This window comes from Allobosea sp. Root483D1, assembly GCF_001429505.1.
In the GTDB taxonomy this organism is placed as follows: domain Bacteria; phylum Pseudomonadota; class Alphaproteobacteria; order Rhizobiales; family Beijerinckiaceae; genus Allobosea.
In genome coordinates, this window is sequence record NZ_LMJW01000001.1 from 482,275 (window position 1) to 497,146 (window position 14,872).

The 14,872-nt window shown below is 68.1% G+C and carries 11 protein-coding genes; 5 read left to right on the forward strand and 6 right to left on the reverse strand.

The genetic code is table 11. The features are described from left to right. Window positions 1-63 precede the first annotated feature (63 nt). From ASE66_RS02345 to ASE66_RS02360, 4 genes are read left to right on the forward strand one after another with little or no spacing between them, the layout of a single operon-like run. Entirely contained in the window at window positions 64-3,447 is a 3,384-nt protein-coding gene (locus ASE66_RS02345; RefSeq protein ID WP_057187958.1) for a DUF2126 domain-containing protein, read from the forward strand. Between the two features lie 8 nt (window positions 3,448-3,455). Continuing rightward, window positions 3,456-5,978 (forward strand): circularly permuted type 2 ATP-grasp protein, encoded by a 2,523-nt coding sequence (locus ASE66_RS02350; RefSeq protein WP_057187959.1) that lies wholly within the window; start codon window positions 3,456-3,458, stop codon window positions 5,976-5,978. A gap of 10 nt (window positions 5,979-5,988) precedes the next feature. Next, a complete protein-coding gene (locus ASE66_RS02355; protein ID WP_057187960.1) occupies window positions 5,989-6,867 on the forward strand; it encodes a transglutaminase family protein in 879 nt (292 codons plus the stop codon). Window positions 6,868-6,881: 14 nt separating this feature from the next. Then, window positions 6,882-7,589, forward strand: coding sequence for an HAD family hydrolase (locus ASE66_RS02360; RefSeq protein WP_156411990.1), 708 nt, complete (start codon window positions 6,882-6,884; stop codon window positions 7,587-7,589). A gap of 9 nt (window positions 7,590-7,598) precedes the next feature. On the opposite strand, the gene ASE66_RS02365 is transcribed toward ASE66_RS02360, so the two are convergent. Then, window positions 7,599-8,597, reverse strand: coding sequence for a BMP family protein (locus ASE66_RS02365; RefSeq protein ID WP_057187962.1), 999 nt, complete (start codon window positions 8,595-8,597; stop codon window positions 7,599-7,601). Between the two features lie 131 nt (window positions 8,598-8,728). Beyond that, complete coding sequence (locus ASE66_RS02370; protein ID WP_057187963.1) at window positions 8,729-10,174, reverse strand: aldehyde dehydrogenase family protein; 1,446 nt, start codon at window positions 10,172-10,174, stop codon at window positions 8,729-8,731. Here ASE66_RS02370 and ASE66_RS02375 point away from each other — a divergent pair. After that, complete coding sequence (locus ASE66_RS02375) at window positions 10,064-11,833, forward strand: sensor domain-containing diguanylate cyclase (RefSeq protein WP_156411991.1); 1,770 nt, start codon at window positions 10,064-10,066, stop codon at window positions 11,831-11,833. The two genes, ASE66_RS02370 and ASE66_RS02375, sit on opposite strands and share 111 nt — an antisense overlap. 39 nt (window positions 11,834-11,872) lie before the next feature. Here ASE66_RS02375 and ASE66_RS32600 read toward each other — a convergent pair whose 3' ends face one another. The 4 genes from ASE66_RS32600 to ASE66_RS02390 all read right to left on the reverse strand — a co-directional run bounded on the left by ASE66_RS32600 (window position 11,873) and on the right by ASE66_RS02390 (window position 14,686). Continuing rightward, the gene (locus ASE66_RS32600; RefSeq protein WP_164470436.1) at window positions 11,873-12,025 is read right to left on the reverse strand and encodes a hypothetical protein; all 153 of its coding nucleotides are present in this window, start codon (window positions 12,023-12,025) and stop codon (window positions 11,873-11,875) included. A gap of 75 nt (window positions 12,026-12,100) precedes the next feature. Next, the gene (locus ASE66_RS02380) at window positions 12,101-12,796 is read right to left on the reverse strand and encodes a phosphatase PAP2 family protein (RefSeq protein WP_057187965.1); all 696 of its coding nucleotides are present in this window, start codon (window positions 12,794-12,796) and stop codon (window positions 12,101-12,103) included. Window positions 12,797-12,804: 8 nt separating this feature from the next. Next, window positions 12,805-13,788 (reverse strand): diacylglycerol/lipid kinase family protein, encoded by a 984-nt coding sequence (locus ASE66_RS02385; protein ID WP_057187966.1) that lies wholly within the window; start codon window positions 13,786-13,788, stop codon window positions 12,805-12,807. A gap of 1 nt (window position 13,789) precedes the next feature. Next, entirely contained in the window at window positions 13,790-14,686 is an 897-nt protein-coding gene (locus ASE66_RS02390; protein WP_057188647.1) for a transglutaminase-like domain-containing protein, read from the reverse strand. Between the last annotated feature and the right edge of the window lie 186 nt (window positions 14,687-14,872).

The window sequence follows — 14,872 nt, forward strand, 5'->3', positions numbered from 1 at the left end:
GCAGTTATCGTGACGGATCGTGGCCGCTCCCGGTCCGCACTTTAGCAAGCAGGGGCCCAGCTCTTGGCCATCATCGCTGCACTGCATCACGTTACCCATTACCGCTATGACCGGCCGGTCACGCTCGGGCCGCAGATCATCCGCCTGCGACCGGCGCCGCATTGCCGCTCGGCGGTGAAGAGCTATTCGCTCAAGGTCACGCCGGCGCAGCATTTCGTGAACTGGCAGCAGGACCCGAACGGCAACTGGCTGGCGCGCTACGTCTTCCCCGAGCCGGTCACCGAATTCCGCATCGAGGTCGACCTCGTCACCGAGCTCTCGATCATCAACCCGTTCGACTTCTTCGTCGCGGCCGAGGCCGAGCAGTTCCCTTTCGCCTATCCCGAGGAACTGCACGACGAGCTCGCGCCCTATCTGGTCACGGAGCCGGCCGGGCCGCTGCTGAGCGAGTTCATGGCGACCGTCCCGCGCGAGAAAACCAACACCGTCAACTTCGTCGTCGACCTCAATGCCCGGCTCCAGAGCCTGATCGCCTATGGCATCCGCATGGAACCGGGCGTGCAAGAGCCCGAGCAGACCCTGGCGATCAAGTCCGGCTCCTGCCGCGACACGAGCTGGTTGCTGGTCCAGATTCTGCGCCATCTCGGCCTCGCCGCCCGCTTCGTCTCCGGCTACCTGATCCAGATGAAGGCGGACGTCGATCCGCTCGAAGGCCCGCGCGGCACCGACAAGGACTTCACCGACCTGCATGCCTGGGCCGAGGTCTATCTCCCCGGTGCCGGCTGGATCGGGATGGACCCGACCTCGGGCCTGCTCACCGGCGAGGGCCATCTGCCGCTGGCGGCGACGCCGCATTATCGCTCGGCCGCGCCGGTCAGCGGCGTCGCCAGCTATGCCGAGACGCAGTTCGCCTTCGAGATGAGCGTCGCGCGCGTTCACGAGGTGCCGCGCATCACCCTGCCCTTCTCGGACGCCTCCTGGCACGAGCTCGATGCGCTCGGCGAAAAGGTCGAGGCCGATCTCCAGGTGCAGGATGTCCGGCTGACCATGGGCGGCGAGCCGACCTTCGTCTCGATCGACGACCAGACCGGCGAGGAATGGAACACCGCCGCTGTCGGCCCGACCAAGCGCGAGCGCGCCGACGTGCTGATCCGGCGCCTGCGCGAGCGCTTCGCGCCCGGCGGCATGCTGCATTACGGCCAGGGCAAATGGTATCCGGGCGAGAGCCTGCCGCGCTGGGCCTTCGCGCTCTACTGGCGCGAGGACGGCGAGCCGATCTGGCGCAATGCCGCGCTGATCGCGCGCGAGCCCGGCGCCAGGACCGGAGGCGACCGCGAGCATGAGGTCGTGCCGACCTCGGCTGCGGTCGAGACGCTTGCTGCCGGCCTGTCCGAGCGGCTTGGCCTCGGCGCCGACTATGTGCTGCCGGCCTATGAGGACACCGGGCACTGGCTGGTGAAGGAAGGCCAGCTGCCGGAGAATGTCGATCCTCTCGACCCGAAGCTGTCGGATCCGGAGGAGCGCGCCCGCATGCTGCGCGTCTTCGAGCGCGGGCTCGGCAAGCCGAGCGGCTATGTCATCCCGGTGCAGCGCTGGCAGGCGGCGGCGGACGACCGGCGCTGGCGCTCGGAGAAGTGGAAGCTCCGGCGCGGAAAACTCTTCCTGGTGCCGGGCGATTCCCCGGTCGGCTATCGACTGCCGCTCGGATCGCTGCCGCATCTTCCGGAAAAGGCCTACCCGCATATCCACCCGCAAGATCCGCTGGAACCGCGCGGGCCGCTGCCGCCGGCGCAGGCCGGCGCCCGGGGAGCGCCGCTGGCGGCCGACCCGCCGCCCTCCTTCGCCGGCTCGATCCAGCCGACGCGGCCGGCCGGCAGCAGCGAGCCGCAGACCCCGCGCCAGGACATCGTCGAGCAGGAGCTCGGCGCCGAGTCGGTACGCACGGCGCTCAGCATCGAGGTGCGCGACGGCGTGCTCTGCGTCTTCCTGCCGCCGGTCGAGCGGCTTGAGGATTATCTCGACCTGATCGCCAGCATCGAGGCGACAGCGGAAGAGAGCGGCCAACCGGTCCATATCGAGGGCTATTCGCCGCCGCAGGACTCGCGCCTCAACGTCATCAAGGTCACGCCCGACCCCGGCGTGATCGAGGTCAACATCCACCCAGCGAAGAACTGGGCGGAAGCCGTGGCGATCACGCGCGGCGTCTATGAGGAGGCTCGGCAAACCCGGCTCTGCGCCGAGAAGTTCATGGTCGATGGCCGCCACACCGGTACGGGCGGCGGCAACCATGTCGTGCTCGGCGGCATGACGCCGGCCGACAGTCCGTTCCTGCGCCGGCCCGACCTGCTCAAGAGCATCGTGCTCTACTGGCAGCGGCACCCGTCGCTGTCCTATCTATTCTCCGGCCTGTTCATCGGTCCGACCAGCCAGGCGCCTCGCATCGACGAGGCCCGGCACGACCAGCTCTACGAGCTCGAGATCGCGGTGGCCCAGACACCCGGGCCGAACGCCCCGGCGATCCCGCTCTGGCTGGTCGACCGGCTCTACCGCAACCTCTTGGTCGACGTCTCCGGCAACACCCACCGCACCGAGATCTGCATCGACAAGCTCTATTCTCCGGATGGCCCGACCGGGCGGCTCGGACTGATCGAGTTCCGCTCCTTCGAGATGCCGCCGGACGCCCGCATGTCGCTGGCGCAGCAATTGCTGATCCGGGCATTGATCGCCTGGTTCTGGCGCGAGCCGCAGGTCGGCAAGCTCATCCGCTGGGGCACGAGCCTGCACGACCGCTTCATGCTGCCCGAGTTGGTCTGGCAGGATTTCCGCGATGTGCTCGCCGATCTGGAGCGGGCCGGCTACCGCTTCGATCCGGCCTGGTTCGCCGCGCAGCACGAGTTCCGCTTCCCCTTCTTCGGCAGGATCAACCAGGGCGGCGTCGAGCTGGAACTGCGCCAGGCTCTCGAGCCTTGGCATGTGATGGGCGAAGAAGGCGCGATCGGCGGCACGGTGCGCTATGTCGATTCCTCGGTCGAACGCCTGCAGGTCAAGGCGAGCGGGCTGACGCCCGGCCGGCATGTGATCACCTGCAATGGCCGGGCGCTGCCGCTGACCGAGATCGCCGCCGGGGTCAGCGTCGCCGGGCTGCGTTTCAAGGCCTGGCAGCCGGCCTCGGGGCTGCATCCGACGATACCGGTGCACGCGCCGCTGACCTTCGACATCGTCGACAGCTGGGCGGGCCGCTCGCTCGGCGGCTGCGTCTACCATGTCGCCCATCCCGGCGGCCGCAATTACGAGACACCGCCTGTGAATTCCTACGAGGCGGAAGCCAGGAGGCTGGCCCGCTTCGAAGCGATCGGCCATAGTCCGGGGCCGCTGGCGATTCCCGCAGAAGAGCGTAGTCCGGAGTTCCCGATGACCCTCGACCTGCGCCGCCCGCTGGGGGTTTGAGGTCAAGGATGGCTCTGCAGCGCCGACCGAGTTCGACGCGGACGCGCAACGAGCGCCGCAACGCCCTGCTCGCGGGCTATCGGCCGCTGCCCGGCGCCTATGACGAGCTGATGGCGCCGGATGGCTCGATCCGGCCGCATTGGGAGCCGTTCCTGGCCGAATGGTCGGCGCTCTCGGGCGACGAACTGCAGCGCCGCTTCGGCCTGGCCGACCGGCATGTCCGCGATACCGGCGTCTCCTATCGCGTCCATGGCGATCTCGACGAGAGCGACCCCCTCGCCAGCGAGCGCGCCTGGCCGCTCAGCCACGCCCCGCTCGTGCTCACCGGGCAGGAGTGGAAGACGATCGCGGCCGGCGTCGCCCAGCGCGCGCAACTGCTCGACACCGTGCTCGGCGACATCTACGGGCCCGGCCGCTTGATCGCCAAGGGTGCGCTGCCGGCCGCCGCGATCACCGGCAGCCCCGATTACCTGCGCCCCGTGCAGGGCACGGCCGGTGCCGGGCAACTTCAGATCTACGCTGCCGATCTCGGCCGCGGGCCGGATGGGCGCTGGTGGGTGCTGAACGACCGCACCCAGGCGCCGTCCGGCGCGGGCTATGCGCTGGAGAACCGGCTCGCCATCGGCCGCGCCTTCCCGGACCTGTTCCGGACGATGAATGTCGAGCGGCTTGCTGCCTTCTTCCAGGGCTTCCGCGCCGGCCTCGTCTCGCGCGCCAAAAGGGTCGAGCCGCGCATTTGCCTGCTGACACCGGGCCAGATGCACGAAAGCTATTTCGAGCAGGCCTATCTCGCCCGCTATCTCGGTTTCCTGCTGGTCGAGGGCGGCGATCTCGTGATGCGCGACGGGCTGGTGCATGTGCGCACCATCGCCGGCTTCAAGCGCGCGGATATCATCTGGCGGCGCATCGACGGCGATTTCGCCGATCCGCTCGAGCTCAACGCCCGTTCTGCGCTCGGTGTGCCCGGCCTGGTCGAGGCGGTTCGCGGCGAGAACGTCGTCGTCGCCAACGGGCTCGGCTCCGGCGTGGTCGAGGCGCGGGCGCTGATGGGCTTTATGCCCCGGCTGGCGAAGGACGTCCTCGGCGAGGAGCTGATCCTGCCGAACATCGCGACCTGGTGGTGCGGCCAGCCGCGCGAGCGTGGGATCGTGCTCGATCGGCTGGACGAGATGAGCGTATCCGCCGCGTTCCGCGCGCCCGGCGACGGGCTCGACGGCGGCACCGTGCTGGCCGCCGATCTCGGCCAGATGGAACGTGAAGCGCTGCGCGCCCGAATCGCCGAGCGCGGGCTCGACTATGTCGGCCAGGAGGTGGTCAGCCTCTCGACCATGCCGGTGATGCAGGGTGGGCGGCTGGAGCCCCGGCCAATGACGCTGCGTGTCTTCGCCGCCGCGACGCCCGATGGCTGGCAGGTGATGCCGGGTGGCTTCTGCCGCATCTCCGAGGAAAGCGATGCGCGCGCCGTGACGATGCGCTCCGGCGTGCGCTCCAGCGATGTCTGGATCACCTCCGACCAGCCGGTCGAGCAGGTGACGCTGCTGCCGAGCCCGGACCGGATCGCGATCCGCCGCATCGTCGGCATCCTGCCGAGCCGCGCCGCCGACAACCTGTTCTGGCTCGGGCGCTATCTCGAACGCAGCGAGGCGACGCTGCGGCTGGTGCGCGCTTTGCTCGGACGCCTGATCAACGCCGACGATCAGGCGCCGGGCCATGCCGAGACGATCAAGCGGCTCGCCAACCTGCTCGTCGCCTGGGGCGCTGCCCCGGCCACGCCCAAGAATCGTCCCGTCGCGGCGCAGGCGCGGGCTGCATTGCACGAACTCGATCAGTACGGCTCGGCGGCCGCCTCGGTGCGCGAGGCACGGCGCACCGCTTCCGTCATTCGCGAGCGACTCTCGGTCGATGCCTGGCGGCTGTTCGGCGACCTGCAGCGCCAGCTCACTCCGCCGGGCAAGCCGGAGAGCGAGGGCGAGGCCTTCGAGATCGCCGACACCGCGCTGAAATCGCTCGCCGCCTTTTCGGGCCTCTCCCAGGAGAACATGGTGCGCGGCGCCGGCTGGCGCTTCCTCGACATCGGCCGGCGGATCGAGCGCGGCGTCACCACCTGCCGCTTCGCCCGCCATTTCATCGAGAACGACGCGCCCGGCAATTGCCTCGACGCCCTGCTCGACCTGACGGACTCGCAGATCACCTACCGCTCGCGCTACATGCTCGGCGCCTCGCTGCAGCCGGTGCTCGATCTCGTCATGCTCGATCCCTACAATCCGCGCTCGGTCGCCTTCCAGGTCGAACGGCTCGATGCCGAGATCGCGGCGCTGCCCTGCCTCAACGATGACGGCATGCTGGAGGAACCGCGGCGGCTCGCGCTCAAGCTCGCCGCCGAAAACCGCACCGCCGAGGCGAGCCGTCTCGACCGCACCGGCATCCTGTTTTTCGAGCAATTGCTGATGGGGCTCTCCAGCGCGGTGGCCGAGCGCTATTTCCTGCAGAACTCCAGGCCGGAAGGTTCGCGGGCGACGCGACTCGCGTAAGGGAGAGGGCGTGATCTACGATATCCGCCATCTCACCACCTATGCCTACAGCCGGCCGGTCCCGTTCGCGCGCTGCGTCCTGCGCGTGCTGCCGCGCGAGGGGGCGGGCCAGCGCGTCTTGACGAGCACGCTAGCCGTCGCGCCGCGCGGGGCGGAGCGGCGGGATGGCGTGTGCTTCTTCGGCAACCGCACGACGACATTGACGATCGCCAAGCCACATCGCGAATTGCGGATCGAGATGACCTCGCGGGTCGAGGTGATGCGGACCGCCGCCCCCTTCCCCGCCATGACCCGAAACTGGGAAGAGGTCTCCGGGCTCGCGCTCGCGGCGCAGAGCCTCGCGCCGGATTCTCCGGCCCAGTACCTCTACCCGAGCCGCCTGGCGCCGACCGTGCCCGAGATCACCGACTATGCCCGCAAGAGTTTCCGGGCGAAGCGGCCGATCTTCGAGGCGGGATGCGATCTGATGGCCCGCATCCGCAAGGACTTCATCTACGATCCCGAGGCCACCGAGGTCTCGACGCCGATCCGCGAGGCTTTCGCAAATCGCCACGGGGTCTGCCAGGACTTCGCCCACATCATGATCGCCGGCCTCAGGGGCCTCGGCCTGCCGGCCGCCTATGTCAGCGGCTATCTGCGCACCATCCCGCCGGCGGGCCAGCCGAGGTTAGAGGGCGCCGATGCGACCCATGCCTGGGTGATGCTCTGGTGCGGGCCCGAGACCGGCTGGATCGGACTAGACCCGACCAACGATCTCGTCGTCGCCGACGACCACATCGTCACCGCGACGGGGCGCGACTATGCCGACGTCTCGCCGCTAGACGGCGTGCTGGTCGGTCCCGGCAGCCAGAAGCTCGACGTCAAGGTCGACGTCATCCCCGTCACATGATTGCCGGTGACCTCATGAGCCGGCCAGCCATAAGCGGCATCCTGTTCGACAAGGACGGCACGCTGATCGACTACCAGGCGAGCTGGGCCCCGACCAACCTCAAGGCCGGCCGGCTCGCGGCCAGGGGCGATATCGAACTGGCGGCGCGTCTACTGACCGTAGCCGGCGTCGACCCCGCAACCGGCTATGCCACCTCCGACGGACTGCTCGCCTCGGGCAATACCGAGGACGTGGCGCAGGCCTGGGCGGAGGCCGGCGCGCCGTTCGATGCGGCGGAGCTGACCGATCGGCTCGACACCCTGTTCCAATCCGCGGTCGTAGCGGCGGTGCCGGTGTGCGATCTCGCAGCCCTGTTCGCCAGCCTCGCAGGCCGCGGACTTGTCCTCGGCATCGCCTCAAGTGATAGCGAGACCGCGGTCGCCGCGACCGCCGAGCGCTTCGGCCTCGAACCGCATCTTTCTTTCCTGTGTGGCTATGATTCCGGCCATGGCGCCAAGCCGGGGCGCGGCATGGTCGACGGGTTCTGCCATGCGACGGGACTGCTGGCGGTTGCTGTCGCCGTCATCGGCGATTCCACCCATGACATGCATATGGCGGCGGCGGCCGGGGCTGGCCTGCGCATCGCGGTCCTGACCGGCGCCGGCAGCGCCGAGACGCTGCGCCCGCTCAGCCACCTGTTGCTGCCGAGCATCGCGACGCTGGAGCAGGCGCTGTTCGATTGAGAGCGCGGCTCAGGCCGGGTTCGGAAACTCCTCGCCCTGCCATTCGGCCGGAACGTGGAAGCGGCCAGCGACGATCTCGGCCGCCGTCGCCTCGATCCTGATCCGCACATCGTTCGGCACGGAGGGCGCCATGGTCAGGCGCACGGCTTCCGGCGACTCCAGTCCGATCTGCCTGATCTGCCCAGCGGCGAAACGCCCCTGAACCAGATCCTGCGCGGCGTTGAACAGAGCCCGCCCCGCATCGGCGAAGGCCGAGGCGACGAAGACCTCCGGCACGACCAGCGTCCAGTCGCGGACGTTGCCGATCTGCTTGGCGCTGCCCTCGCGGCAGGCCTCGATCGCGCCCGTCCGGCCAGCATTGAGCATGGTGAAGATGATGTCCGCCTTTGTCGCGATCATCGCGGCGGCGACTTTCTTCGACAGCCCATTGTCATCCTGGTTGCCGGAGAAATTGGTCAGCACCTTCACGGCCGGGTCGGCGTGGCGGACGCCGTTGAGGTAAGCCGCCCGCCCCTTCAGCCCGGGCGTCACCCTGATGCCCGACATATGGCCGACGACGCCGGTCCTGGTGGTCAGGCCGGCGAGCATGCCGGCGAGGAAGGCCGAGTGTTCCTGCAGCACCTCGTAGCTGGCGAGGTTGGAGCTGGTGACATTGCCCTGCGTGACCGCGAAGCGAATGTCGGGGAACTCCGCGGCGACCGCCTTGGCCGCTGCATTGTTCTGACCGCCATGGGCGATGACGAGATCCGGCCGGTCGCCCGCCAGCTTGCGCAGTGCCGCGGCCAGCTCCTCCGGCCTGGGCGCAACGCCCTGCTCGAAGGCGCCCGCGACGCCGAGCTGGCTTTCCGCCAGCTTCAACCCTTCATGACCGGCTTGCATGAAGCCGCCATCGTCGACCCTGCCGGCGAAAAGCGCCGCGATCTTATGCGTCGGCGCAGCTCCCAACGAGGTCGGCAGCACGGCTGCCGCGAGAGCGAGGAATCCGCGGCGATGAAGCGATCCTGGCATGGTCCCGTCTCCCGAAAAGCCGATCGGCCAGCCCAGCAAGACATATACCAGCGCAGCTGCCACCACGAGCGGAAGCCATGAAAAAGGGCCGCGCCTCGCGGCACGGCCCCCATGATCGTGCCGCCTGAACCTCAGGCGAGCGTGTAGGAGGTCTTCACCGTGGTGTAGAACTCGCGGGCATACGCGCCCTGCTCGCGCGGGCCGTAGCTCGAGCCCTTCCGGCCGCCGAACGGCACATGGTAGTCGACGCCCGCCGTGGCGAGATTGACCATCACCATGCCGGCCTCGGCATTGCGCTTGAAGTGCGTCGCGTACTTCAGCGAGGTAGTGCAGATGCCCGAGGACAGGCCGAACTCGGTGTCGTTGGCGACGGCAAGCGCCTCCTCGTAATCCTTGACGCGGACGACGTTGGCGACCGGACCGAAGACCTCCTCGCGCGAGATGCGCATGGCGTTGGTCGTCTCGGTGAACAGCGCCGGCTGCAGATAGAAGCCGGGGGTTTCGCGGTTGAGCAGTTCGCCGCCCCAGGCGAGCTTGCCGCCCTCGTCGCGGGCGATCTGGATGTATTTCAGGTTCTGGTCGAGCTGGCTCTGGTCGACGACCGGGCCGATCGTGGTGCCGGCCTTCAGCGCGTCGTCGACGGTGACGCCCTTCAGCCGCTCGATGCAAGCCTCGACGAACTTGTCATGGATGCCGGCCTGGACGATCAGGCGCGAGGACGCCGTGCAGCGCTGACCGGTCGAGAAGAAGGCGCCCTGAACCGCGGCCTCGACCGCGGTCTTGAGGTCTGCGTCATCCAGCACGACGAGCGGGTTCTTGCCGCCCATCTCGAGCTGGACCTTTTTCATCGGGTTACCGGCGATGCAGGCGGTCGCGACCTTGCGCCCGGTCGAGACCGAGCCGGTGAAGGAGATCGCGTGCACATCCTTGTGCTCGAGCAGCGCCTGGCCGACAACCGAGCCGCGGCCCATCACCAGGTTGAGCGCGCCCTTGGGCAGGCCGGCGCGCTGGATGATGTCGACCAGCGCCCAGGCCGAGCCGGGCACGAGATCGGCCGGCTTGATCACGACGCAATTGCCGTAGGCCAGAGCCGGGGCGATCTTCCAGGCCGGGATCGCGATCGGGAAGTTCCAGGGCGTGATCATGCCGATGATGCCGACGGGCTCGCGGGTGACCTCGACGCCGACGCCGGGACGCACGGAAGGGATGCTCTCGCCACCCAGGCGCAGGCACTCACCGGCGAAGAAGGCGAAGATCTGGCCGGCGCGGGTCGCCTCGCCGATGCCTTCCGGCAGGGTCTTGCCCTCTTCGCGCGAGAGCAGCTTTCCGAGCTCCTCCCTACGGGCGAGGATCTCGTCCGAGGCCTTCTTCAGGATTTCGTAACGCTCCTGCGGGGTGGTGCGGCTCCAGGCCGGGAAGGCGGCCTTGGCGGCGGCAACCGCGTTGTTCAGGTCCTCGACCGATCCTTGCGCGTACTCGCCAACGACGTCGTTGGTGTTGGACGGGTTGATGTTGCGCGAAGCGTTCTGCGAGCTGGCCCATTCGCCGGCGATCAGATTCTTGAAGGGAGCATTCATCGCAAAACCTCGTGCGTAACCGAAAGAGGAGCCGGTCTTAACCGTTTTACATCAGCAAAGCCATGCGAGCGGTCCGATGAAAGGCGATGCGCGTCCCGCCATGAGCGCATGCGGCGGCCCCGACAGCAGGCGGTCCGCCGCAGTTTATGGTCGCCATTTCAGCTTGCTTTCACCTTTGTCTGGTTTGCTCCGATGGCAATGAAGCTTGCTCGCGATCTCCTTTCCCGACGCGCCCGCAATCAGGAGCAGGTCGCCCCGTTTCGCCTGCCGCCATGGCGTGCAGCGGCGCTGGTCGCGAGCATCGTCTTCGCCGCCGCATTATTCGGTCATCTCACCCGGCCGCTCGGCTTTCTTTCGACTTTCTGGCCAGCCAACGCCCTGCTGATGGGCGTGATGGTGCGCAATCCCGGCTGGGCCGGGCCGCGCGGCTGGGCCGGTGCAGCCATCGGATATCTCGCCGCCGATTTCGCCATGGGCGGCAGCCCCGGCATCACCTTCTGGCTGACGGCCGGCAACCTGACCGACGCCGGCGTCGGCTATCTGCTGTTCCAGCGCGTCGCCGATGCGGATCGGCGGCTCGAGCGGCCGCAGGCCCTGCTGTTCCTGTTGTTGATCGCCTTTGGTGCGGGTGTTTCGGCCGCCATCGTCGGCAGTGGCTGCCTCATGGTCTATTTCGGCCAGGCGCCGCTGCAGGCCTTCGAATTCTACCTGACCAGCGAGTTCTCCAGCAATCTCGTCGTCCTGCCGATGGTGCTCACGGCGCCGCGTCTCGCCGATCTGGCAAAGCAGCTCGGTGCGCATGTCGCACCCAGCACCTGGCGGTTCAAGACGGCGCTTCCGGGCATCGCCCTGCTGGCCTCGATCCTCGTCGCCACCGCGATCGGCGGTTCCAGCGCGATCGCGGTCCCGGTTCCGGCGATCCTCTGGTGCGCGCTGAGCTACGGCGTCTTCCCGACCGCGCTCCTGACCTTCGGGCTCGGCCTCTGGCAATGCACGGTCTTGCTTGCCAAGTTGACGCCGGGTACCGGCGAATATGCGGCGGCACTCACTTCCCATCGCTTCGGCGTCGCCCTGTTCTCGCTGGGGCCGATCATGGTGGCGGCGATCAATACCGCCCGCTCGCGCCTGCTGGACGAACTCGACCTCGCCGCCAATCAGGACGTCCTGACCCGGACCCTGTCGCGCCGTGCCTTTCTCGCGCGCGGCGAGGCCGCGCTGGCAGACAGCTACGCCGCGAACCGGCCGCTGGCACTGCTGATGCTCGATGTCGACCGCTTCAAGCTGATCAATGACGAACACGGCCACGCGACCGGCGACGAGGTGCTCGTCATCCTGGCCGAGCACCTCGCGGCGATGCTGCGGCGGGACGATCTGTTCGGGCGGATCGGCGGCGAGGAATTCGCGGTTCTCCTCCCGGATCTGACGCGACGAGAGGCGCTCGCACTGGCGGAGCGGATGCGGGATGGCTGCACGCAGCTGCGTATCCCCGTGGACGGTGGGGCGTCGCTCGAGATCACCGTCAGCATCGGCCTGGTCTGGGGTCTGGCAGAGCCGAGCAGTTCCCTGCAGCTGTTGCTGAAACAGGCCGACGCGGCGCTCTACCAAGCCAAGCGCGCCGGCCGCGACCGCGTCGTCGATACGGCGCTCCGGGCGGCCTGAAGCGACTTTCGTATCCGACGCGCCGCCCCGGCAAAGCGCTCACTTCTCCTTGATAGACAGGCCGTTCTTGCCAACCGAGATTTCGACGCCCTCGGGCTGCTTCTTCTCCTGATAGAGCGCGTAGCTGACGGCCCCGAGGCCGACGACGAGCAGGCCGATCAAGAGAACAAGCGTATTGCGGGACAGCGTCATCAGGAGCTCCGTTGGTGGCCACGCCGAAACGGCGCCCCCATCAACGCCGGCACTGGCGCCCGGTTCCGGCCGGTCTCAGCCGGCAAGTTTGCCGTCTGCCGCCACGGCTTGTGCGAGATTCGCATCGGCCCTGGCCGCGATACGGCCGATCAGGAAGGTCGCGAGGCTCGACCAGGCGACGCCGAGGCACCAGCCGCCGAGCACGTCGCTCGGCCAGTGCACGCCGAGATAGATCCGGCTGAGCCCGATCGCGATCATCAGGGCCCAGGCCGTCCACAGGCAGAGCCGGGCGATGTCGGCGCGGCGCGAGGCGATGCCGACGAGGCTCGCGATGCTGAGCAGCACCACCGCAGCAAGAAAGGCATGGCCGCTCGGAAAGCTCGCGGTAAAGGTCAGCGCGGCATGCTCGACGATATCAGGCCGCTCGCGGCCGAAGGCCAGTTTCAGCAGCGTACTTGCCACAGTCGCCAGCAAGACATTGGCCAAGAGGCCGATCGCCAGTGGACGGTGACCGCAGAGCCGCAAGGTCATGGCCGCGATCACCGTCGCGATCCCCAGCCCGATGAAGCTGCCGAGCGCGGTCAGGTCGCGCATCATCTCCCGGAACCAGGCCGGACCGATCGGCAAGGAGGGATTGGCCGGGTCGCGGAACAGCATCACCAAGGCGCTGTCGATCGCGGAAGTGCTGTCCGAGACGACATAGAAGGCTAGGCCGATGAAACCGAAGATCGCCGCGACGGGCAGAAGGAAGCGCGGCTGGAGCAGGAACATCGAACGCCTCATGACGGGAACTGGTACTCGGCCGGATAGGGCAGAGGCTCCGGCGGGCGAGCGGCGATCACCTGCAGCGCATCCGGTAGCAGGCGATAGACCAGCGGCCCGGTGCGGCGCTCGACCTCGCCGTCGAAGGTAACATGGCCGCGGCGCTTGTCGCGGCGGGTCAAAGTGACGGCGGTGCCGGTCAGCGAGACCAGATGCTGGGAGTTGCGCCAGCCGCCGGTCAGCATCGAGAAGGCAGCCTTGGCGCGCGACAGCGGCCCGCCGGTGTCGAGGATATGGATCTCGAACTCGCCGCCATCGAGCCGCTTGCGGCGCCATTCGGCGCCGTCGAAGCGATTGACGGTGACGAGCACGGCATCAGCCTCGACCTGGCGCCGCTCACCGCCGATCTCCATCTCGACGCGGATCGGCCGCGTGAACAGGATCGAGCGCGTCGCGGCGAAGAGGAAGGCGGCGAGGCGGCTGAACGGGAAGCGGCGGCGGGCGTATTCGCGCTGGCGCGCCATCAGACTGAAGAAGCCCATGCCCGAGATCGAGTGGAACAGGCGGCCGTTGATGCTGCCGAGGTCCATCGCGATCGGCTCGCCCTCGCAGATCGCGGCGATCTGCTGCTCCACCGTGCCGGTGAGACCAAGATCGCGGCCGAGCACATTGACCGTGCCGAGCGGCAACACGCCGACCGGCCGCTCGCAGCCGACAAGGACCGGAAGGGCGCCGTTGATGCTGCCGTCACCGCCGGCGATGACTGGAGTCACGGTCTCGTCGGCGACCGCAGCCCGCAGGCGCTCCTGCAATTGGCGTGGCGGCACCAGCTCGACTTCGGCGCGGCAACCAGCGGCTTCGAACCCTGCAGCGATGCGCCGCGCGAATTGGTCGGCCCCGGCCTCCAACACCGCACCGGCGCGCGCATTGGCGATCACGCGGAAGCAGCGCATTGGCGCCGGCGTTTCGATCTCGGGCGATGGTTCCGACAATTTCGCCATGTCAGGCGGCGATATGGGCGTCCCTCTTGGCGGGAACAAGGCGGACCGCTGTCGGCGAAAGCCGTATCGGCTCCTCCTCGACCTCTTCGGTGATCACTTCGAAGCGCCGCAGCTCGTGCGGGCCGAAAGAGGTGATCATCGGCACGTCGGTCGCGTCGCGACCGCGGGCGAGAACGATGCGGCCGATGCGGCGCTGGTTATGGCGGGCGTCAAATGTATGCCAGCGTCCGCCCAGCCAGACCTCGAACCAGGCATTGAAGTCCATCGGCGCCGGGTTGGGAACGACGCCGATATCGCCGAGATAGCCGTTGCAATAGCGCGCCGGGATGTTGAGGCAACGGCACAGCGCAATCGCGAGATGGGCGAAGTCCCGGCAGACCCCGATACGCTCCGCGAAAGCCTCGGCCGCGGTCCGCGTGCTGCGTGCGAAGGCATAACCGAAGCTGATATGGTTATGAACGAACTGGGTCACGGCCTGAACGCGGGCCCAGCCGGGCTCGACCTGGCCGAACAGGCTCCAGGCGGTGCCGGCCAGGCGGTCCGTCTCGCAATAGCGGCTGCCAAGCAGATAGGGCAGGACCTCGTCCGGCAGATCGGCCGGCGCGACTTCCTGGGCTGCGGGCTCGGCAACATCGGGCTCGCCGCTATCGTAGATGAGGCCGTCGCATGCGATCACGGCGCCACCCGCCGGCACGGTGAAGCGGCGGCAGATGTTGCCGAACGGATCGAGATGCTCGCTGATCTTGATCGTCGCAGGCTGAGCCGTCACCGGCATGACTCGCATCTCGTCCGGACGGATCAGACCGTGCCGGCGCGAGGGGTGAATATCGAGCAGCGTGAGCAGCGCTGTCGGCTGCTCGCAGATAACCTCGATCCGGTAGCCATAGCGGATCTGCATGATGACCTCGACAATGCGTGAAGGGATTGCCTGCAGCCGCGGGAACAACGCCCAGCCGGCACTCAAACGACGCGCAGCTTCAGCTGAAGTTCCCTGCAGGCCTCGCCGATCCGCGCATAAAAAAAAGGTGCGGGCCTTTCGGCCCGCACCACGCAATCACGACGATCCGGCTGGGGGGATAGCGAC